Origin of the sequence: Streptomyces sp. NPDC087787, from assembly GCF_044743035.1 — a bacterium.
In the GTDB taxonomy this organism is placed as follows: Bacteria; Actinomycetota; Actinomycetes; order Streptomycetales; family Streptomycetaceae; genus Streptomyces.
This window is the reverse complement of record NZ_JBIUVQ010000003.1, coordinates 165,436-186,197: the sequence shown is the minus strand read 5'-3', so window position 1 is coordinate 186,197 and position 20,762 is coordinate 165,436. Positions and strand designations below refer to the sequence as shown.

At 70.8% G+C, this 20,762-nt stretch carries 20 protein-coding genes; 10 read left to right on the top strand and 10 right to left on the bottom strand.

Annotation, left to right across the window (positions count from 1 at the left end; genetic code table 11):
* Position 1: 1 nt before the first annotated feature.
* Genes ACIOWN_RS06790 through ACIOWN_RS06780 form a run of 3 tightly spaced genes read left to right on the top strand, consistent with a single transcriptional unit; the run spans position 2 to position 2,699 of the window.
* The gene (locus ACIOWN_RS06790; RefSeq protein ID WP_362349547.1) at positions 2–880 is read left to right on the top strand and encodes an oxidoreductase; all 879 of its coding nucleotides are present in this window, start codon (positions 2–4) and stop codon (positions 878–880) included.
* Entirely contained in the window at positions 877–2,223 is a 1,347-nt protein-coding gene (locus ACIOWN_RS06785; RefSeq protein ID WP_362349545.1) for a nickel-dependent hydrogenase large subunit, read from the top strand. The genes ACIOWN_RS06790 and ACIOWN_RS06785 overlap by 4 nt, the downstream gene beginning before the upstream one ends.
* Complete coding sequence (locus tag ACIOWN_RS06780) at positions 2,220–2,699, top strand: hydrogenase maturation protease (protein WP_362349544.1); 480 nt, start codon at positions 2,220–2,222, stop codon at positions 2,697–2,699. The genes ACIOWN_RS06785 and ACIOWN_RS06780 overlap by 4 nt, the downstream gene beginning before the upstream one ends.
* A gap of 24 nt (positions 2,700–2,723) precedes the next feature.
* Here the strand turns inward: ACIOWN_RS06780 and ACIOWN_RS06775 are convergent, their stop codons facing one another.
* Positions 2,724–5,126, bottom strand: coding sequence for a glycoside hydrolase family 65 protein (locus tag ACIOWN_RS06775; RefSeq protein WP_401980853.1), 2,403 nt, complete (start codon positions 5,124–5,126; stop codon positions 2,724–2,726).
* Positions 5,127–5,339: 213 nt separating this feature from the next.
* Here ACIOWN_RS06775 and ACIOWN_RS06770 point away from each other — a divergent pair, with 213 nt between their 5' ends.
* Together ACIOWN_RS06770 and ACIOWN_RS06765 are read left to right on the top strand one after the other, a co-directional pair.
* Positions 5,340–5,987: a CBS domain-containing protein gene (locus ACIOWN_RS06770; protein WP_362349541.1), complete on the top strand. Its 648-nt coding sequence runs from the start codon at positions 5,340–5,342 to the stop codon at positions 5,985–5,987.
* A 152-nt stretch (positions 5,988–6,139) separates the two neighbouring features.
* The gene (locus tag ACIOWN_RS06765) at positions 6,140–6,814 is read left to right on the top strand and encodes a CBS domain-containing protein (RefSeq protein WP_401980851.1); all 675 of its coding nucleotides are present in this window, start codon (positions 6,140–6,142) and stop codon (positions 6,812–6,814) included.
* 21 nt (positions 6,815–6,835) lie between these two features.
* Here ACIOWN_RS06765 and ACIOWN_RS06760 read toward each other — a convergent pair whose 3' ends face one another.
* A complete protein-coding gene (locus ACIOWN_RS06760; protein WP_362349538.1) occupies positions 6,836–7,654 on the bottom strand; it encodes a universal stress protein in 819 nt (272 codons plus the stop codon).
* Between the two features lie 196 nt (positions 7,655–7,850).
* Between ACIOWN_RS06760 and ACIOWN_RS06755 the strand changes: the two genes are divergently transcribed.
* From ACIOWN_RS06755 to ACIOWN_RS06745, 3 genes are all read left to right on the top strand, one after another.
* Positions 7,851–8,717, top strand: coding sequence for a universal stress protein (locus ACIOWN_RS06755; RefSeq protein ID WP_362349537.1), 867 nt, complete (start codon positions 7,851–7,853; stop codon positions 8,715–8,717).
* A 328-nt stretch (positions 8,718–9,045) separates the two neighbouring features.
* Complete coding sequence (locus ACIOWN_RS06750; RefSeq protein WP_401980848.1) at positions 9,046–9,774, top strand: CBS domain-containing protein; 729 nt, start codon at positions 9,046–9,048, stop codon at positions 9,772–9,774.
* 244 nt (positions 9,775–10,018) lie between these two features.
* Entirely contained in the window at positions 10,019–10,687 is a 669-nt protein-coding gene (locus ACIOWN_RS06745; RefSeq protein ID WP_362349533.1) for a pyridoxamine 5'-phosphate oxidase family protein, read from the top strand.
* Positions 10,688–10,853: 166 nt separating this feature from the next.
* Here the strand turns inward: ACIOWN_RS06745 and ACIOWN_RS06740 are convergent, their stop codons facing one another.
* From ACIOWN_RS06740 to ACIOWN_RS06705, 8 genes are all read right to left on the bottom strand, one after another.
* The gene (locus tag ACIOWN_RS06740) at positions 10,854–11,312 is read right to left on the bottom strand and encodes a CBS domain-containing protein (protein ID WP_362349531.1); all 459 of its coding nucleotides are present in this window, start codon (positions 11,310–11,312) and stop codon (positions 10,854–10,856) included.
* Positions 11,313–11,342: 30 nt separating this feature from the next.
* On the bottom strand, positions 11,343–12,332 hold the full coding sequence (locus ACIOWN_RS06735) for an Acg family FMN-binding oxidoreductase (RefSeq protein WP_401980846.1): 990 nt from the start codon (positions 12,330–12,332) through the stop codon (positions 11,343–11,345).
* 29 nt (positions 12,333–12,361) lie between these two features.
* Positions 12,362–13,240: a universal stress protein gene (locus tag ACIOWN_RS06730; protein WP_401980843.1), complete on the bottom strand. Its 879-nt coding sequence runs from the start codon at positions 13,238–13,240 to the stop codon at positions 12,362–12,364.
* Positions 13,224–13,511: a DUF1918 domain-containing protein gene (locus tag ACIOWN_RS06725; RefSeq protein WP_362349526.1), complete on the bottom strand. Its 288-nt coding sequence runs from the start codon at positions 13,509–13,511 to the stop codon at positions 13,224–13,226. The genes ACIOWN_RS06730 and ACIOWN_RS06725 overlap by 17 nt, the downstream gene beginning before the upstream one ends.
* A 291-nt stretch (positions 13,512–13,802) precedes the next feature.
* Positions 13,803–14,459 carry a CBS domain-containing protein gene (locus ACIOWN_RS06720; protein ID WP_401980839.1) on the bottom strand — a complete coding sequence of 219 codons (657 nt, stop codon included), beginning with the start codon at positions 14,457–14,459 and terminating at the stop codon, positions 13,803–13,805.
* 137 nt (positions 14,460–14,596) lie between these two features.
* The gene (locus tag ACIOWN_RS06715) at positions 14,597–15,250 is read right to left on the bottom strand and encodes a CBS domain-containing protein (RefSeq protein ID WP_362349523.1); all 654 of its coding nucleotides are present in this window, start codon (positions 15,248–15,250) and stop codon (positions 14,597–14,599) included.
* Between the two features lie 271 nt (positions 15,251–15,521).
* Positions 15,522–18,008 carry a lamin tail domain-containing protein gene (locus ACIOWN_RS06710; RefSeq protein ID WP_362349521.1) on the bottom strand — a complete coding sequence of 829 codons (2,487 nt, stop codon included), beginning with the start codon at positions 18,006–18,008 and terminating at the stop codon, positions 15,522–15,524.
* 501 nt (positions 18,009–18,509) lie between these two features.
* Positions 18,510–19,166 carry a DUF2238 domain-containing protein gene (locus tag ACIOWN_RS06705; RefSeq protein ID WP_362354519.1) on the bottom strand — a complete coding sequence of 219 codons (657 nt, stop codon included), beginning with the start codon at positions 19,164–19,166 and terminating at the stop codon, positions 18,510–18,512.
* Positions 19,167–19,500: 334 nt separating this feature from the next.
* On the opposite strand from ACIOWN_RS06705, the gene ACIOWN_RS06700 reads away from it, so the two are divergent.
* Together ACIOWN_RS06700 and ACIOWN_RS06695 are read left to right on the top strand one after the other, a co-directional pair.
* Entirely contained in the window at positions 19,501–20,049 is a 549-nt protein-coding gene (locus tag ACIOWN_RS06700; protein ID WP_362354517.1) for a DinB family protein, read from the top strand.
* 25 nt (positions 20,050–20,074) lie between these two features.
* Positions 20,075–20,716, top strand: coding sequence for a PadR family transcriptional regulator (locus tag ACIOWN_RS06695; RefSeq protein ID WP_362354515.1), 642 nt, complete (start codon positions 20,075–20,077; stop codon positions 20,714–20,716).
* Positions 20,717–20,762: the final 46 nt, after the last annotated feature.

The window sequence follows — 20,762 nt, the reverse complement described above, 5'->3', positions numbered from 1 at the left end:
CATGGTCACGGAGCCCGGATCGGCCCCCGACGCACGGCCGGCGCTGGCCGTGTGGAAGTTCGCCTCCTGCGACGGCTGCCAACTGACCCTGCTCGACTGCGAGGACGAACTCCTGGACCTCACCGAGCGCGTGCGGATCGACCACTTCGTGGAGATGACCCCGGTCGAGGGCGCCGACGGGGAGCGCGCGCGGCCGGACGGCCAGGGGCCGTACGACCTCTCCCTGGTCGAAGGATCGATCACCACCGCCGAGGACGCCGAGCGGATCCAGCGCATACGACGCGTCTCCCGGTACCTGGTGACCATCGGAGCCTGCGCCACCGCGGGCGGCATCCAGGCACTGCGCAACTTCGCCGACGTCGACGAGTTCCTCACCGCGGTGTACGCCCAGCCGGAGTACATCGCCACACTGGAGACCTCGACACCGATCTCGGCTCATGTCCGGGTCGACTTCGAACTGCGGGGCTGCCCCATCGACCGCGGCCAGCTCCTCGAAGTCATCACCGCCTTCCTGGCTGGACGCAAGCCCCGGATCCCGGGCCACAGCGTCTGCTTCGAGTGCAAGAGGCGCGGGACCACCTGCATCACCGTGGCCCACGGCACCCCCTGTCTGGGCCCGGTCACGCAGGCCGGGTGCGGAGCCATCTGCCCCGCCTACGGACGCGGGTGCTACGGCTGCTTCGGACCCACGAGCCGACCCAACCTGCGCTCCATGGTCGCGCAGCTGCGCCACGACGGGATGAGCGAACAGGACATCCAGCGTGTCTTCCGCACTTTCAACGCCGCGTCGCCGGAATATGCCCCCGTACCCGACCTCGTGGCCGAGGAGCAGCACAGCTCTCGTGCCGGGCGAGGATCCCGCCAGGAAAGGCCCGCATGAACCATCGCGGAACCCGCGTCCTGCGCCTGGACGCGCTGGCCAGGGTGGAGGGCGAGGCGGCCCTTCACCTGCGCATCCAGGAGGGCACCGTCACGGAGACGCGGCTGCGCATCTACGAGCCGCCGCGCTTCTTCGAGGCCTTCCTGACCGGCCGGGGCCACACCGAGCCGCCCGACATCACCGCCCGTATCTGCGGTATCTGTCCGGTCGCCTACCAGATGAGCGCCTGTCAGGCGATCGAGAACGCCTGTGGTGTCACGGTCGCCGGCCCCCTCGCGGAACTGCGCCGTCTCCTGTACTGCGGCGAGTGGATCGAGAGCCACACCCTGCACATCTACCTGCTGCACGCCCCGGACTTCCTCGGGCGAGCGGACATCGTGCAGCTGGCCCGTGACCAACGCGCCGCCGTCGAACGCGGACTGAGGATCAAACAGACCGGCAACGCGATCCTCGAGCAGCTCGGCGGCCGCCCCATCCATCCTGTCAACGTTCGGGTCGGCGGCTTCTACCGCACGCCGGCACCGGAAGAACTCCGCCCGCTCGCGGCACGGCTGCTGCAGGCCCGGGAAGACGCGCTGGAGACCGTCCGCTGGGTCGCGGCGTTCGACTTTCCCGACGCCGTGTGCGACCACGACCTTCTCGCGCTGCGCGACCCGGGCCGCTACGCCATCGACTCCGGAACGCCGGCGGTCATGGCCGCGAATGGCCGCGGCCGGGCGCTGCGCGAGTTCCCCGTGGCCGACTTCGAGCAGCACGTCCGGGAAGGGCAGGTACCGCATTCCACCGCTCTTACCGCCACTTTGGACGGCCGCCGCCACCTGACCGGCCCGCTGGCCCGCTACGCGATCAACGGCCGGTGGCTGCACCCCGTGGCCGCCGCGGCGGCGCAGGACGCCGGCCTGGGGGACCCGCTGACCGGTGCCGTCTGCGACAACCCCTTCCGGAGCATCGTCGTACGCGCCGTCGAAGTCGTACACGCCGTCGAGGAAGCCCTGCGGATCATCGACGGATACGAACGACCTGCCCAGCCGGCCGTCGAGGTCCCGCCCCGCCGTGGTGCCGGTGCCGGGGCGACCGAGGCTCCCCGAGGCCTGCTGTACCACCGCTACGCCCTCACGGAGGACGGCACGCTCACCGAGGCCCGCATCGTCCCGCCCACGGCCCAGAACCAGAACGCCATCGAGGAGGACGTCTGCCGGGCCGTCCAGGCGCGCCTGGACGCGGCCGGGCCCGCCGCTGATGACGAGGAGCTCACCCACCTGTGCGAACGGACCATTCGCAATCACGATCCCTGCATCTCCTGCGCCGCCCACTTCCTCGACGTGACCGTGGAACGCCCATGAGCGGCCGGATCGTGGTGATCGGCGTGGGCAACGCGCTGCGCGGTGACGACGGAGTCGGCCCGGCGGCGGTGGAGGCGTTGCGGGGCCGCGTTCCCGACGGCGTCGTCCTGGCGGTCAGCGACGGCGAACCCGCGCGCATGCTCGACCTGTGGAACGGCGCGGAGACGGTGGTCCTGCTGGAAGCCCTCCGAGCCCGGTCGGCCCGGCCGGGGGAGTTGCACACTCTCACGGCGGCGGAGGCGACCGGTCGCACGGCGGGTACGGCGAGCACGCATGCGCTCGGCCTCGGAGAGTGCCTCGCGCTGGCCGAGGCCCTCGGCCGACTGCCGCCGACGCTCGTGGTGCACGCCGTGGAAGTGGCCGGCATCGAACTCGGCACGGGCCTGAGCGAAGCCGTGCGATCAGCGCTGCCCGAACTGGTCGACCGCGCCGCCGCCTCCGTGCGACAGGCCTGCGAACAGAACCGGGGGACCTGAGGGACCGGAGCCGTGACTCCCGGATCAACCGTCCGGCAGGACGAGCGCGCACGTCTCCCCGGGTGCGATGGTCACCGTGCGGTCAGCCAGCGCCACACGAATCGGTGACTCCTCCGAATCCGGCACGCTGATCTCCAGCAGCCCGCTCCGGCGTCGCACGCCGACGCCCCAGTGACCGCGGTAGTGCACCGTGAAGCCGTACTCGGAGAGGGCAGGCAGCGGCACCGGGTCCAGCCACAGGGCGTCCTCGCGGGTCTCCAGTCCCGTCAGGCCGCGTTGGACCAGGTCAAGTGTTCCGGCCATCGCCCCGAGGTGGATGCCCTCGCCAGTGGTGCCGCCCTGAATGTCGGCGATGTCCGCCTCAAGGGCCTCCTGCACGTACTGCCATGTCTCGGCTCGTCTGGCTCTGGCGAGGACCAGACTGTGGACGAGCCCGCTGAGGGTGGAGCCGTGGCTGGTGCGCCGTAGGTAGTAGTCCACGGTTCTGCGCCAGACGTCGTCGTCGAGGTCATAGCCGAGACGCCGGAACAGGGCGCGCAGCTCAGCGGGCGAGAAGAGGTAGCCGAGCATGAGGGCGTCGGCTTGCTTGGACGCCTTGTAACGGTTGACCGTGTCGCCCTCGGCTTCAAGGATGCGGTCGAGGCGACGGATGCTGCCGTAGCGGGCGCGATAGGCGTCCCAGTCGAGCTCGGTCAGGTCGTCGTAGCCCTCGAACTGGCTGATGACCCCCTGATGGAACGGCACCCGCAGGCTGCGGGAGATCTCGTCCCACGCCGGCAGTTCGTCGGCGTTCAGCCGGACCCGGTGGAACAGTTCCTCGCGGCGCCATGCGGGAAGCCGCCGTAGGAGTTCCAGAGTGTGGGTGATGACCCAGGCGGCGCTGACGTTGGTGTACGCGTTGTCGTCCATCCCGGGGTGTGCGGCACCCGGGTAGCTGTCGTGGTACTCGTCGGGGCCGACCACACCGCGGATCCGGTAGCGGCCGGTGCCGGAGTCGAAGACGGCGAGGCTCGCCCAGAAGCGGGCGATCTGCAGCAGCATCTCCGCGCCCCTGGTGTGCAGGTACTCCGTGTCACCGGTGGCTTCGCAGTATCGCCAGACGTTGAGGGCGATCGCCGAGCCCACGTGGTGCTGGAGCCGGGAGCGGTCCGGCAGCCAGCGGCCCGAGGCGGGGTTGAGATGCCATTCCTGGGATTCCTCACGGCCGTTGCTTCCGCTCTGCCACGGATACATCGCCCCGGCCCGGCCGGCCGCGGCCGCCGCTGCGCAGGCCCGGGGGAGCCGCCGGTAGCGGTAGTTCAGCAGTGCCCGGGAGACGTCCGGGAAGTGCAGGTTGAGATAGGGAAGGACAAAGAGCTCGTCCCAGAAGACATGGCCCCGGTACGCCTCGCCGTGCAGCCCTCGGGCAGGGACGCCCACGTCCAGGTCGGCCGTGTGCGGTGACAGCGTCTGGAGGACGTGGAAGAGATGGAAGCGCAGAATGCGGCCGGCCTCGCCGGGCACCTGTACGTCCGCCCGGCGCCACAACCGCTCCCACGCTGCGACGTGCGAGTCCAGCAGGCCGCGGAAGTCCGCCGCCGCGGACACCCGGTCGACCGCTTCGCCGAGCGGGTCGCTGATCGCCGTGTCCCGTGAGGTGTGCACCGCGACCGTCTTGTCGACGGTGACGGGCCGGCCAGGAGTGATCGGGACGACCAGGTGGTGAACGGCACGGTGGCGGGCGGGACGAAGCACCGACGATGCCGGAATCCCGTCGCCGGCGACCGTCGAACGGGCGGCCAGGGCCACGACGATGTCCGATGTGCTGGTCCGGCAGGTGAGCCAGACCGTGTGGGGGTCCTCCGCCCCCGTGCGGACATGGGTCAGGTGGTGGTGGTCGAGGGCGCGGTAACGGTGCACATTCCCGTTGGTCACCTCGCCGTCCAGTGAACTTTCGATCTCGATCTCCCCGGACCAGTTCTCGGCCGTGAAGACCGTACGCAGTGTGGCCAGGTGCGGATCGCCCATGTGCACCAGCCGGGTCTGCGCCACGCTGAGCACCCCGTTCCGGTCGTCGCGGTGGCGGAAGGACCGGGTGAGCGTGCCGCGCCGAAGATTCAGGACGTGCCGGTGGTCGAGGAGCGCACGCGCACTGGGGGAGAACCACGGACCCCACACTTGCCGGGGCCGGTGCGTACGGAAACGGAGAAGCAGCCAGTTCGGGAGGTTCACCATGTCCTCGTTCACCACGTGGCGGCCCGCCACGGCCGACTCCAGACGGTTGTAGCATCCGGCCACGTAGGTTCCCGGGTAGTGCACCGGGCCGGCCCGGCACTCGGGCACCGCTCCCCGCGTGGCGAAGTAGCCGTTGCCGAGCGTGCAAAGGGACTCACGCAGCCGCTCGGCAGCGGGCTCGAAGCCCGCCCACTCCCATGTCCACTCCGACATGCGCCTCCTGTCTCCATCCCCCGTATGCCCTCGGTCCGCGACCACCGGCGATCCCGCCGCGCCCTCTTGTGAACACCGTCCCACTGCCTGCCCGGCGCCGCGACACGCCCTCGGGTCCGCTGTCTCCGGCAGGTTTGCGGCGGGCCCGGTCGCGGCGATGCTGGAGGCGATGGCCCGGTCAACTCGTCCGGCACGTCGTCAGGGACCGAGGGCATGCCTGTGAATGCTCCGCACATCGTGAGTGATGTGATGACGGCACCCGCGGTCGCCGTGGGACGCGACGCGCGGTTCAAACGGATCGTGCGGACGATGGACGAGCTGCATGTGAGTGCCGTCCCGGTCGTCGACGGGGAAGGCCGGGTCGTCGGTGTGGTGTCCGAGGCCGACCTGCTGCCCAAGGAGGAGTTCCGGGACCGTGGGCCCACCCGAGTCGAGCGGATCCGCCGCCGGTCCGAACTGGCCAAGGCGGAGGCGATGACAGCCGAGCAGGTGATGAGCCGGCCTGCCGTCGTGGTGCACCCGGACGCCACCCTGGCTCAGGCGGCTCGCCTCATGGCCGTGCACCGTGTCAAGCGGCTGCCCGTCGTCGATGACGAGGACACACTGTGCGGCATCGTCAGCCGCGGTGACCTTCTGAAAACGTTCCTGCGGTCGGACGAGGACATCGAGGAGGAGGTCCGCCGCACGGTGGTGTCCTACCTGTTCCCTCTGCACGCCCATGCCATCCATGTGTCCGTGCGGGAGGGGATCGTCACGCTCCACGGACCCGTCCACGACACGTCGCTGATCTGGGTTGCGGAGCGCCTTGTGCGCGGGCTGGAGGGCGTGGTGGACGTCGAGTCCCGGCTCAGTGGAGCCTGACGACGCCGCCGTCGCGCCTCGCGGCGAAGGTCACCGGGCTCTCGACGACCAGTCGGTCGCCGAGGTGGAGTCGCATGAGCGCCGGGCTCTTCTCAGAATGGTGGTGTAGCCGACCTGCCCGCCAGGTGGGCGGTCCGTATCCGGGAGGCACTGTGCACCACCGAACGGTCGAGGAACTCATGACCCGCGACGTCGTCCGGGCACGGCGTGACACGCCGTTCAAGGAGCTCGTCAGGTTGCTGGAGGAGAACGACGTCACCGCCGTGCCCGTCGTGGACGAGCTGGACCGCCCGATGGGTCTGGTTTCCGAGGCCGACCTGCTGCGGAAGACCACCGACCAGGCCGACTCGTCGGGGAGGACCCCGATCCCGCACCTGGAGGCATGGGAGCGGGCCAAGGCAGAGGGTTCACGGGCCGAGGAACTGATGTCCGCTCCCGCGGTGTGCGCGCGGCCGGAGTGGACAGTGGTGGAGGCCGCCCGCCTCATGGAGACCCAGCACGTGAAACGGCTTCCCGTGGTGGACGAGGCGGACCGGCTCCTGGGCATCGTCAGCCGTGGTGACCTGCTGCGGATCTTCCTACGCCGCGACGAGGCCATCCGCGACGAGATCACCGGAGATCTGCTGCGGCGCACCCTGGGGCTCGATCCACGGGACGTGACCGCGGAAGTGCGCGACGGGCGGGTCACTCTCACCGGCATCGTGGAATACAGGAGTCTGATTCCCGTCATCGAGCAGTTGTGCCGTGGCGTCGACGGCGTCGTGTCGGTTTCCGGGAACCTTGCCCCCCGCACGGACGGCCCCGGGAACGCACCCACCGGCACCTGACCGTCTCCTGTCCCGTGGCGGTCACATCTGCGGCACGACCGCGACGGGACACGGCGCGTGATGCAGCAGCGCGTGATTGATCAGGCCCAGTTGCAAGCCCGCATGCCCAAGCCGCCGCCGGGCGCCCACGACCAGCAGATCCGCCGTGGACGCGGCCTCCAACAGGGCACGGCGCGCCGGTTTCTCCATCAACTGCCGGCTCACCGCGGCGTTCCGGTACTTCTCGGCAGGGTGGCGCAGGGCGTCGTCGAGCACCTGCGCCGGCGGACGCCGGTGGGCTTCCAGGAACCACGACGGCGCCCGCGGTGTCGTACAGGCACCGGACGGTGCGCTCCAGGCGTGCACCGCCACCAGTCGACAACCCCGCACATGGGCCTCGCGCAGCGCGAAGTCCACCGCCGTGCCGCTTCCCTCACCGTCCTCGACTCCCACGACGACATTCCCGAACCGGGCGGCGCGATGCTCCTGGCTGCCTCGGACGACGACGACCGGGCAGTCTGCGTGTGCCGCCACGGCGAGGCTGACCGAGCCCAGGAGCATGCCGGAAAGGTCCCCGTGCCCCCTGGACCCCAGGACCAGCGCGAAGGCGTTGCGTCCCCTGTCGAGCAGAGCAGAGGCCGCGTCCTCGTGCGAGACCTCGCTGGACAACCGCACCGCGGGAGCGTCCTGCCTGGCACGCGCCGAAGCAGAGCCGATCACGTCGGACGCTTCCTGCTCACCGGCCGCCGCGTGCAGGAGATGGAGCGGGATTCCGTGCCGGGCCGCCTCGTTGGCCGCCCAGCCGACTGCCTCCAGGCTCGCCTCGGACCCGTCGACGCCCACCACCAGGGGGATCCTCACGCGCCCTTCTCCTCTCGTGTCGGATTCCATGGCTCCGATCCCTCCTCCGCGGGTCCGCATGCGCCGCGCTCGGGGCCGGGGGATCCTCGAAGAAGGAAAGCTCATCGCGTCCGGTCTGCAGGCGAACGTCCCGACCGCACACCCGGTCGGACGTTCACCGTCCTCTCCAGCTTCATGCGAGACGGAGGCCGCCGCCATGCAACCAGTCGTCACCGTGGGCCTCGACGGCTCGCCCGGGAGTCTGGCCGCTGCCCGCTGGGCCGCGGACGAAGCGGTCAGACGCAAGCTCGCGCTGCGGCTGCTGCACGCGTGGCCGCTGCTGGCACCGGAACCGACCCGGATCCCCGCCGAAGTCGATCAGAACTACTGGGCGAAGCGTCTCGTCCACACGGCGCAGGCGGAGCTGCAAGCACGCCATCCGGGCCTGTCCGTCGTCGGGGACCTGGTCGCCGACGATGCCCAGCACGCCCTGCTCCAGGCGGCCTCGGAGTCGGAGATGACCGTTCTCGGTTCCCGGGGGCTGGAGGCTGTCGAGAGCTACTTCCTGGGGGACGTCAGCATGCCTGTCGTGGCGCGCGCCGAGCGGCCCGTGGTGCTGGTGCGCGCCGAGCCACCGGGGCGGAGAACACCGACGTCGGCGAGCCGTGTCGTGGTGGCCCTGAAACTGCACGGATCCTCGGACGACCTGCTCGACTTCGCCTTTCACACCGCAGCGGCCAGGGGAGTCCCTCTCCTCGCCGTCCACGGTCGCGCCGTGCCGTTCCACGCACGTGTGCCCTGGGGAGTGGACCACCACATCAGTGAGGACATGAGCCGGGACGCGCACGAGCGGATGAGCCGAGAGCTGCGCTCGTGGCGGGAGAAGTACCCACAGGTGGACGTGGCGGACAGCATCGGTCTCGACAGTCCCGCCAAGGCCGTCGTGGAGGCCGGCGAGGGAGCCGCTGTGCTGGTCCTGGGCCGGCGTCGGCATCGGGCCGGCCTGGTGCCCCACCTCGGGCCTGTGGCGCAGGCCGCCATTCATCACGGACGCTGCCCTGTCGCCGTCGTGCCTCATGGCTGAGCCCACCGTCACGCGTGGCGGGCCGGGTGTGCGGCGCCGTGCCACTGGTCGGACCGAGGGCACCCGCCGCACGGATCGTGGTCGGCCGACGGCTCCGAGCCGTCGACACGCTGCGGGGGCGGGGCGGACCAATGGACCACGGCCGGCGTCCCCTGGCGACGTCTTCTGCCCAGCCGGGGACCACCGGCCCCTGGCGCGTCCCCGGACAGCCCATGGGCCGGCGGCCCGCGACGCCGGACGCTTGAAGCGTCCAGGCGATGACGTGTCGCACGCTCGGGAGAGCACTGGGATCCGCCATCCACGCCGGCTCGCCGAGGAGGGTTCGGACATGCAGCACGACAAGGTCGGGTCCGTGATGACCACCGAGGTCGTCCGGGCCGAGTACGGTACCCCGGTCAAGGAGGTGGCCCGCCTGCTCGCAGGCCACCGGATCAGCGGACTGCCGGTGATCGACGCCGACGAGCATGTCATGGGTGTGGTGTCGGAGACCGACCTCATGACGCGCCAGGCGGACCTGCCTGGCCGGCGCGAGCCGGCGCACCGGTTCCGCGCCATGCTGACCCGGGCCGCCCGCCGACAGGAGGCGAGGCTGAAGGCGCGTACGGCCGGTCAGTTGATGACCGAGCCGCCCGTCACCGTGCACGCCGACGACACGATCGTGGAGGCCGCCCGGACCATGGCCGGGCGGCACGTGGAGCGGTTGCCGGTGCTGGACGAGGAGGAGCGGCTCGTCGGGATGGTCACCAGGCGCGACCTGCTGCGGGTCTTCCTTCGCCCGGACGCCGATATCCGTGCGGAGGTCGTCGGCGAGGTGCTGGTACGCACGCTGGGGCTGGCCCCGCGCGGCGTCACCGTCGAGGTGACCGAGGGCGTCGTCCTCCTGGAGGGCGCCACGGAACGCCGGAGCGACGCCGAGATCGCCGTCTCGATGACCCGGCAGATCGACGGGGTGGTCGACGTGGTCGACAGGCTCACCCATCGGCTGGACGACTCGCGTGCTCGGCCTGAGGTCCGGGCCCCGCACGGCAGGGGCGACGACCGGCTGCACGGACGGTGAGCGGAAGTGAGCCACCGTGCCGCAGTTCACCGTGGCGGCTGGGACCGACGGTCCTCCTCCGGAGGTCCCAGCCGGCCGAGGACGAAGATGGCGGCCGTCGACGAGGACTACGAGAACGACGAGGACGGCGCCGAGGACGACGAGAAGATATCCTTGGATGTCGGGATCATCGCCGGAGCGGACCAGCCGGACCCGAGCCGATGACCAAGTGATCCATTGCTCCCTCGGCGCCGGGGAGGAGCTCGTGCATGAGAACACCACAGGCCGGGCCGACCCCGATCTCATCCGTCGCATTGAGGTACGGCTTGCGCAACTCGGTCTCACGGAGGAGGAGTTGGCGGGCCAGGCAGGAATGTCGCCGCGCTACTTCCGCCACCTCATCGGATCCGGGGCCGACTTCGACCCCGGTGGCTTCCTGCGGATAGCCGTCGCTCTCGGGATGACCTACCGGGAGTTGCTCGAAGGCCGGAGGGACGCGCCCGCGGGTCAGGGCGGAGCGGCACAGCATCCTGTGCTCGTGAGGCTCACCACCGACGAATGCTGGGCGCGGCTGGGCACCCACGGGATCGGGCGTATCGCGCTGCCCGCCCGTCGGCCCCATCCGGGGCCCGGGGTCTTCCCGGTCAACTACGTCGTTGACGGCATGACGGTCGTCTACCGCACGGATCCCCGAGGCGCCGCGGTGCCCGAACCCGGCAGCGAGGTCTCCTTCCAGGTCGATCACGTCGAGGAGAGCCGGAGTGTCGGCTGGAGCGTCCTGCTCGCCGGCACCGCGGAGCACGTCACCGAACCTGAAGCCGTCCAACGCCTCGCTGGACAGCACGTCGGCGAACCGTGGGCCGGCGGTGCGCGAAACCTGTGGATCCGCGTCGTCCCGGCGGAGATCAGCGGCCGCCGCATCCACGGCCTCTGAACGTTCCCTCGGGCGGTTGCTCGGCCGGCTCCTCGGCGGCAGGACCGTTCGCCGTCCGGCCGGCGGCGAGCTGGTTCACCGCCCTCCGCTCGCGGTTCCGCCGGTTCCCCCCGGGGCGACGCTGTAGCCGTGATGCCTGTCGGCCGGCTCGTGGAGACCCGCGAAGTCAGGGCTCATGCGGGGACGCGGTTTCCGAGGGAGGCCCGGGCGGCTCGTGCAGGACGCTCCAGGCGACCGGGCCCAGCAGGTCGGCGAGTCGCCGGAAGACCTCGAGGAACAGGTCGTCGATCGTCAGCACGCCGGCAACCCGCCCCGCATCCAGCACCGGAAGCCGGCGCACCCCCGTGCGACGGAAGGACCGGTAGGCCACCTGGAGGTCGTCGGCCGCTTCGACCGTGGCGACGCGTGGTGACATGACCGTCTCCACCCGGGCCTCCGTGCCCAGGCCGCCGCCCATGCCACGTACGGCCAGGTCGCGGTCGGTGACTATGCCGCGCAGTGCTCCGTCCTCGACCACGAGGACGGAGCCCACGGCGCACTCGGCCATCCGTCGGGACGCCTCGGCCAGAGAGACGTGCGGCGGTACGCACACCGCCGGAGCGGTCATCACCTCGGAAACCTTCACGCGACCGCTCCTCACGCTCGGGTGGGTCCGTCAGAGGACGTCGAGCAGACCGGCCACCGGCCGCCGTGGGCTCGCGTGGCCTTCGGGGCCGTAGCCGAGCCGGATCACCATCTGGACGTGGGCCATGGCCGAGACAGGATCGCGGACGGCCCACCTGGTCTCCGGCCATTCCAGGGGCTGGGAGGTGACCGAGGCGACCAGCCCGTCCGTGGTGGCCCGGAGCAGGACCCGCTCCAGTGCCTGACCGGCACGGAGCCAGTCCACGGGCTCATCGTGGGCCGTACCCAGCAGGGCGATGTTCGGCTCCTGCTCGAAGGTCGCCCAGCCTCGCCCGGGCATCGGACGGCCGGCGGCGAAGTCACGCACCGTTGCCGAGCTACCGCGTCGGCGAGGACCGAACGCCTCGCCGGGAACGCCGTCGGCCGTCCCGGCGGCGTCCGACAGGTCCGTGTGCGTCCAGCGCTCCGTCTCCCCGCGTACTTCCGGGTCGAGTGCCTCCCGGCCTTCGGCATCCCGGACCAGCTCCAGGATCGCCCGCACGTGCCAGGCACCGGGGAACGACAACTGGGCCCCCTCGGCACCGGCCGCTTCGTACAGCCTCTCCCGCACGGCGGCCGGGACTGCCTCGTCACGGAAGGGGAGGCGGCTGGAGTGACGGCGACGGATCGCGGGGGCCAGCCCGGCGAGCGCCCCGTCGGGTGGTCCGGTGCCGCAGAGATCCGCCTCGGCGAGGAAGTCCTGGTGGGTCGGGTCGGGCAGCAACGAGACGACTGGCGCCAGCCCTGCCGCGGCGGCGGCCGCGCGCAGGTTGAGGAGCGCGGCGCCGCACCCCATGCGCAGGCCGCGATCCACGGGGTCCGTTCGCGGCAGTGCGCGCTGCGGATCCGCGTACAGACGCAGGACACCGGTGTCCCGCAGATAGCGGAAGGCCCAGGGCTGCGCGTTGTGCAGCGAGGGGGCCGCGGCGGCGGCCTCGACGAGCGCCTCGACGGTGTCCACGCCGGGAGGTTCTGCGGTCACGGCGGTCTCCCTTCCTGACGGCCGGCCGCTCACCCGCGTGCCGGGACGGCGATGACGGGGCAGATGGCGTGGTGGAGCACGCCTTGGCTGACCGAGCCCAGCAGCATGCCGGCGAAGCCTCCCCGGCCCCGGGTCCCCACCACCAGACCCAGCGCGTGCGACGAGGCGTCCGTGAGCACCTGGACCGGATGCCCGACGACCACTTCGTGGCGCAGCTCCACCTCGGGGAAACGGGCGTGCCGGCCCGCCACGATCTCGGAGAGCAGCCGGCGGCACTCCTGCTGCGGCTCGTGCTCGTCGAAGACCCTGAGCGGCCCCGGCTCCCAGGCCAGCACGGCCCGCAGCTCGGCGCCGCGCAGGGCCGCCTCCTCGAACGCCAGATCGACCGCGGCGGTGGAGTGTTCGCTGCCGTCGACGCCGACGACGTAGTACGCGGGGTCCTGGGTGATGTGTTCCGGCTCGGGGACGACCACCAGAGGGCAGTGCGTGTGGGCCATCACCGGGAGGGCGACCGACGCGGAGCCGAACACCTCCTGCTTCCGGCTGAGATGCCGTGATCCCAGCACGAGAGCGGTGGCGTCGCGGCTCTGCTCGCGCAGCACCCACACCGGGTCGCCCTCCGCCAGCAGGGCTTCCACCTCCAGCCGCGGGTACCGGGCCGCGACGAAGTCCGTGACGTCACCGAGCACTTGCTTCCCGGCCGTGTGCAGCGACTCGTTCCACTTCTCCCACGACGCCGGGACCTCGTGCCGCCGGTAGCCTCCGGTCGGCACGCCCTCGACATGCACCGGACGCAACGGCAGTCCCCGGCGGACGGCCTCGTCGGCCGCCCAGGCCAGTGCCGTCCGGTGGGCCGGATCAGGATCGACGCCCACCACGATCGGCCGGGGGTCACCGGGCCGGGACATCGTCGCCTCCGGTCACCAGATGCCTGATGTACGCGTCAGGGCCGGGGAAATACAGGGTCACCCGTCCGCTCTCGGCCCAGCGCACGTCGTAGGGCGGGCCGCCGCCCGGATGGCGGAGACCGACGATCTCGCCGTCCCGGGCGATGACCCCGGCTGTGGTTCCCCGTACGACGATCTCGTCGCCGAGACGGGCGCGCATCCGGACGCCGGCCTCGGTGCCGGTGATCGGAACGGCCCGGTCGTTGTTCTTCGCTGGTGCGGGAGCGGACATCGCCCTCGCCTCCTCCCTGCGGTGGCGCGGAGAGGTGCCGCCTATTCCATGGAACGCCCTGAGGAGCGGAACCGGCCAGGGGCCATTGGTCCCCGCGACGGGCCTGCCGGCCCTCCGCTGCACACGCTTTCACTGGGCACCGAGAAGGCGGAGGCGAAGCACGTGAAGCACGTGGAGATCCGGCACGGCAAGTGACAGCGGCCGACGATCCATGGCGGGCCCACTCGGGGCCGCCGTCGGCGCGTGCGCAGGGTCCTCGCGGTTGGCCGGACGTTGCGGTATGTCCTCCGGCTATCGCGTCATGCTGTCGTGCGAGAGGTCGAACTCCACGTCCACCACACCTTCGACGGCCCTGATCAGCCGTGCGGCGACGGGGACGAGGGCGGTGTCACGTATCCGGCCGGTGAGCGTCACGACACCGTCGTGCACGTCCACGTGCACGGCCGACGACGGCAGCAGGAAGAGGTACGACACGACCTCGCGCCGCACCTCCTCGGCGATGTCCTCGTCACCGCGCAGGAAGACCTTGAGCAGGTCGACCCGGCTGACGACGCCCGCCAGCAGTCCGGCGCCGTCCACCACCGGCAGCCTCTTGACCCCCTCACGCGCCATGAGGCGCGCGGCCTCGGCGAGGGTGGCGTCGGCCCGGACCGTGATGGCGGGGGAGGACATGACATCTCCTGCGGTGAGGCCGCCGGCCTTCGCCATGTGGACCGGCTGGCGCCGCTGGAGAGAGCCCGTGTCGGGGCTGTCCCGGAGTTCCTCCTTGGGCAGCAGGTCGGCCTCGGAGACCACACCGACTACCCGGCCTTCACCCTCGATCACGGGCAGGGCGCTGACCTGCCAGTCCTGCATCAGCTGCACGATCTCCTTGAAGGGGGCCCGAGGGCCGACGGCGGCGACGGTGTGGGACATGACATCGCTGACGGTGTACGAGGTGCCGTACATGGTGACTCCGTAAGGGCCTCGATGGAGTGTCCGGACCCTTCCAGGGTGTGCCGGGAGACCGGGGACGGGCCAGGGGCCGCCACGCCGGGGACGCCTTGCGGGCGCCTCGCGCCGGGAGTGCCATGAGGGCCCATGGGTCATTCGGCGTCGGCGGCGGTGAGACGGCAGTCCACGCCCACGACCCCTTCGACACCCCGGACCATGCGCGTGGCCAGCGGAATCCGAGCGGACTCCCCGACGCGTCCGGTCAGGGTCACGACGCCGTCGGTCACCATGATGTGCACGGGCTCGACCGGGGCCGGGAACAGGACGTCCACGACGCCACGGCGGATCTCGTCGGCGAGTTCGTTGTCCGGGCGCAGGAACACCTTCAGCAGATCGCCACGGCTGACGACGCCTTCGAGCACACCCCCGGTGTTCACCACGGGCAGCCGTTTGACGTGCCGCAGGGCCATGATGCGTGCCGCCTCGGCGAGCGTGGCGTCCGTGTGGACGGTGACGGCCGGCGTGCTCATCAGCTCCTCGGCGCAGACCGCCCCGGCCTTGGCGAGGTCGGGTAGCCGGCGCAGCTGGGTGAACCGGTCGGGGTCGTCGTCCCGGAATTCCTCCTTGGGCAGCAGGTCGGCCTCGGAGACCACCCCGATCACCCGGCCGTCGCCCTCCAGTACCGGAAGGGCACTGACCCTCCACTGCTCCATGCGCTCGACGATGTCCTTGAACAGGGCCTTGCGGCCCACCGCTACGACGGCGCGCGTCATCACGTCACCGACCCGGTGCGGGCTGCTGTGCATGCTCTCCTCCTCGAATTCCCCGGAAGGGCCGAGTGCCTGCGGTCACGCCATGCCTCCGCTGCCGAAGGGGGCGTAGAGGCCGAGCAGCCGAATGCGCGACCGGCTTTCCCACCACTGCCAGCGCACCACCGGGATCCCCGGTACACCAGGGCCGACAGGCCCCGATGCGGGCCGGCGGCCGGCCGGTCGCCGAGATGGAGCGGGCCGGTACGCAGACAAGCCGCCCGTCCCCGCTGCGTTGAGCGCGGGGACGGGCGGGCTTGCGGGAGCCTTACGGCTTCACACGCAGAACCTGCGGGTCGTGGTCGCTGGTCTGGTCGGCGAACTCGGAGTTGATGTGCACCACGTCGTAGGTGACGCTGTTCAGCATGCTGGGGTTGACCAGCATGTGGTCGAGCACCTGCGAGTTGCCCTGGAAGACGTATGAGTAGCGCTCGTCCACCGGCAGGGTGTTGATCAGGTCGGTGAGCTGCTTGCCGTCACCGGTCAGGGTCTTCAGCGCGGAGGAGAACTGGTAGTCGTTGAAGTCGCCCAGGGAGACGATGAGGGCCTTGGGGTCGGCGGCCTCGAGCTTCTTGACGAAGGCGTTCTCCAGCGTGGCCTGCTTGTTGCGCTGGATCTCGGAGCTGCGGACGGGCTCCTGGACGCGGCCGGCGACGTTCTGGTCGCCGCCCTTGCTGTTGAAGTGGTTGGCGATCACGAAGATCTTCTTGTTGTTCTTCGTGACGAACTCACCCACCAGCGGCTTACGGCTGCTGTTCCACGCCTCGTCCGTCGGCGAGATGCGTCCCGGCGAGACACTCAGGTGGGTGTCCTTGCCCTTGCCGACGACGTCGACGGCGGTGACGGAGTCGCCGCCCGGCCGGTCAACGAAGCTGATCCGGGTCGGGTCGAACAGGAAGACGGTGCGGATGTTTCCACCCGGCTGGCCGCCGTCCTTGTCGTTGACCGGGTTGATCTGACGGTACTGGTAGCGCGGGCCGCCCGCGGCGACGACGGCGTCGGTGAGCTTGGCCAGCGTCTTGTCGGGGTCCACGGTGCCGTCGTCGATGGCGCCGCTGTTGTCCTGGATCTCCTCGACGCCGACGATGGCGGGCGCGCGGAGGTTGGTCACCAGGCCCTTGGCGAGCCGGTCGAACTTGGCCTGCGGGTCGCTCGGCGCGAGGTTCTGCACGTTGTACGTGCCGATGGTGACCTCGTTGGACTTCGCCTGGCTCGTGACCTCGGGCTTGAGGCCGTTGTCCTTGTAGGTGCCGAGCTGGCGCGCCTCGAGGATGTAGGTGCCGGCGAACTGGCTGTAGTCCAGCGGGCCCTCGGTGACACCGGTGAGCTCGTCGCCCACGTTCGCCATCGGGAACGGGTCCGTGGTGTTGACGGCCTGGACCATGAGACGCGCCACGTTCGGGTCGTCGTAACCCGGGTAGTAGACGCCACCGCGCTTGGTCTTGTTGTGGGTGGGGTCGGCCGTGACCCACAGCTCGTGGTAGGCGTCCGTGGCGTCGACGACGCGGACGTCGGAGACCTGGACGTTCATGCCCTCCAGGGACTCGTAGAAGTCCAGGGCGTACTTGGTCGGCTCGAGGTCGAGGTACTCGGTGTTGCCGGTGCTGTCACCCTTGGGGGACCAGGCGGCGGGGATGCTGTTCTTGTCGAGGACGACCGGCGCCGGCAGCGCGTTGCCGCTGGACAGCACGGTGACCGTCGGCTTCATGATCTCGGTCGTCGACTGGATGCCGGTGTCGTAGCCGCCCGGGTAGTACTCGGTGACCACACCGGAGACGGTGACGCTGTCGCCGACCTTCACCGTGGGGGTGGAGCTGGTGTAGACGAAGATGCCCTCGCTGGTGCGGGGGTCGTTGTCCGGGTTCGGGTCCTGCATCCAGAAGCCCTTGGACGTCGAGGACGTGCTGGTGGTGCGGACACCGGTGACGATGCCGGTGACGTCCTTGACGTTCTTGGTGGACAGCGGGGACCGCCGGTTCGTGCCCTGGATGTCGTGGATCTTCGCGGAGATCGCGTCGGCGGGAGGCGTCGCGGTCGGGCTCGGCGACGGGGAGGTGCCGCCGCCCGTGTCGCCGCTCTGGCCGCCGGAGTTCTCGGGGGTGGGGTCACCCGCGGCGAAGTCGGCCGCGTTGTCGTCGGTGTCGACCAGGTTCTTGCGGGCGACCGAGGCGGTGTTGCCCGCACCCGCGGCCGGGCCGGAGCCCTCGTGGACGACGGCGGTGCCGAAGCCGACCAGGTCCTTGACGCGGGGGTCGGCGGCGCAGTCGGCCTTGGTGACACAGGTGAGCAGGTCAGTGCCCTTGACCAGCGCGACGGTGCCGGTGGTGCCCGACATGTTGATGTTGCCGGTGGCGTCCGGGGCCGGCAGGGCGGCGGTGCCGCCGGTGCCCGCGGCCTCCTGGATCAGGTAGCGGCCGTTGCCGGCCAGGGTGCCGGTGAGCGGGGTGGACTGCCACTTGGTGGTCGGGCCGGGGCTGCCCGAGAGGTACTGGACGCTGTAGCCGGAGAGGTCCAGCGAACCGGCGCCCGCGTTGGCCAGCTCGATGAAGTCGTTGGTCAGGGTGGCGCCGGAGTTGCCGCCGCCTCCGTAGACCTCGGAGATGACGGCGTCGGCCGACGGGGTGGCGAAGGCGGAGTGGACGCCCACTCCGGCCAGTACGACCGAGCCGGTGATCGCGAGCGGTATCAGCCGCTTGCGCAGCGGGGTCGCGCGGTGTCTTGCCGGGCGGGGCGTTTCAGCGCTGGAATTCGACACAGGAGGGTCTCCTTGGGAGCCGGGAAAACATGAGGGCGCCTGGGGAAGCGCCGACCGCCCCGGGTCCGCTGTGGACGGCCGGGGGCTGGCACGCGGTCAAGCTACGCGCATAGATGCGTCCGAAAAAAGGCTGCGGGACCAACACTTGGCAAACTGTTATCCGGCACCCGGCTCGCCCGACGCCGGTGTGCGGGACGGCATAACCGGTGGTGAGCCCGATCCGACGGGTGCGGCGGCAGGCCGAGCCATGCCCGGCCCAGGCCTCCTGTCGCTGTCCCGCGACGAGTTCGAGGCCGATGCCGGGGCCCCGTGCGGGTGCACGTGCCGGGGCCGCGACGCGTGGGCGACATCGCCCGCTTTCCCCTGGAAAATGGAGAGTTCCTCAACGCCGGTGGAACTCCGGCCACATGGGCGCGGACCCGCCCTCGCCGCTCATCCACCGACGAGCCCTCTGCGCACTACAACTGATCGGCCGGAAGCGCGTGTTCGTGGCCGCGGCCGCTAGCGCGCCGCGGCCTCCAGGGCCGCCATCCGGCGGTCGTGGAGGCGGCTGAGCACCAACACCGAGACGGTGGCCCCGATCAGCGCGCAGAACATGTCCCACTGGGTGTCCCACACATCGCCCTGAGTGGCGAGGAACGCGTCCGCGTCGTGGCCGCCGATCACGGCCGCCGCCCACTCGAACAGTTCGAAGAGCGCGCTGAACGCGAGGCACGCGCACACCGTGAGCGGCGCCAGCCAGCGGCTGCCGCGCAGCGGGGACGTGCGGCTGAGCAGCTCCCGTACCAGCACGGCGGGCACGAAGCCCTGTATCAGGTGGCCCAGCCGGTCGTACGGGTTGCGCTGGAGGCCGAAGGTGTCCCGGATCCAGTCGCCGAGGGGCACCTGCGCGTAGGTGTAGTGGCCGCCCGTCGCCAGCACCAGCGCGTGCACGGCGAGCAGGCAGCACAGCAGGTCGGTGAGCGGGAAACGCCGCCGTGCCAGCACGGCCAGCGGCAGCCCGACGATCACCCACACGGTCTCCAGCAGCCAGGTCACGCGGTCGCGCGGGGCCCAGCCCGACACGATCATCCCGGCCACCACGATCCCGGCGAGCAGGAGGGGCGGAACGCGCCAGGGGGTGGGGCGTGCCGGTGCGGGCAGGGTCGGGGCGGACATGGGCGGACTCCTCGCCGTAGGGCGCTCCTTGCGGCAGGAGCGTGACAGGTGCCCTCATCCTGGCGCGGCGCCGGTAGCGGCGTGATGAGTACCGCTACTCATCCGGTTCTGGGGGCCAGGACGGCTTCGGCCGGAGCCCGGGCGGAGGCGGGGTCGGTCCGCGGAACTCTCCGGTGCCGGGTCATTGGCTCATTGAGGCCATCGAGGCCATCGAGGTCATCCAGGTTTCATCCAGGTCATCTGCCATTGAGGTCAGGATCTGACCTCAATGGCCCGTAGCGTCGTTCGGGTCGGGGCAGAAGTCCCGGCGCGAATCGACGAAAGGCGGCCGGACATGGTCACTCACGTTTCCGCCGAGGCGTACGGCGACGAGCGTGGAGCGCTGCTGGCGTTCATCGAGGAGCAGCGGGGCGGTATCCGCCGATCGGTGCTCGGCCTCACGGAGGAGCAGGCCGCGTCGCGGCCCAGTGCCAGCGGGCTGTCGCTGGGCGGGCTGGTCAAGCACGTGGCCGAGGTCGAGCAGAGCTGGATCGCGCGTGCCAAACAGGAGGCGCCGGCGGTCGAGCGGGACGAGTCCAACTGGCACGAGTGTTTCCAACTGGTCGGCGACGAGACCGTGGCCTCGCAACTGGCCCACTGGGAGAAGGTCGCAGCCGAGACGGAGGCGTTCCTTTGCGCGGTGCCCAGTCTCGACGACACCTTCCCGCTGCCGGCCCAGCCCTGGTTCCCGCCCGAGGGGCGCGTCTCCATGCGCTGGCTGGCCCTGCATCTGATCCGCGAGACCGCGCGGCACGCCGGCCACGCCGACATCATCCGCGAATCCCTCGACGGGGCCACGGCCTTCGAACTGGTCGCCAAGGAGCGGGGCAGTTCCGGCGAGTGAGCTGCGGCGTCCTACGCTGGACCGCATGTCAGCGATCCGTCTCCTCGTGCTCGGCGCGGTCCGCCAGCACGGGCGGGCCCACGGCTACCAGGTGCGCAACGACCTGGAGTACTGGGGCGCGCACGAGTGGTCCAACGCCAAGCCCGGCTCGGTCTATCACGCCCTGAAGCAGATGGCGAAGCAAGGACTGCTGCACGCGCACGAGATCGCGCCCTCGACGGCCGGCGGCCCCCCGCGCACCGAGTACGAGATCACCGCGGCGGGCGACGAGGAGTTCTTCACGCTGCTGCGCGAGGCCCTCGTCGCCTACGACCAGAAGATGGACGTGAAGTCGGCGGCCATCGGCTTCGTCGTCGACCTGCCGCGGCACGAGGCGACGGCGCTGCTCAAGGAGCGGATCCGGCGCATCGACGAGTGGCGGGCCACGGTCACCGGGCACTACGTGCCCGAGGGCGGCCCCGAACCGCTGGGCCACATCGGCGAGATCATGAACCTGTGGGTGCACGCGGCCGACGCGGAGGCCGAGTGGACCAGGGGGCTGATCGGGCGGGTCGAGGCCGGTGCCTACACCTTCGCCGGGGAGGGCGAGCCGTTCGTCGGCGTCCTGGCCGAGGGGCAGGAGAACCCGTACGCGACGGGGGAGCGGCACCCGGGGGACGAGCGCTGAGGTGCTCGTCCCGCGTTGATCAAGTTTGACTGATGAACCTGGCGCG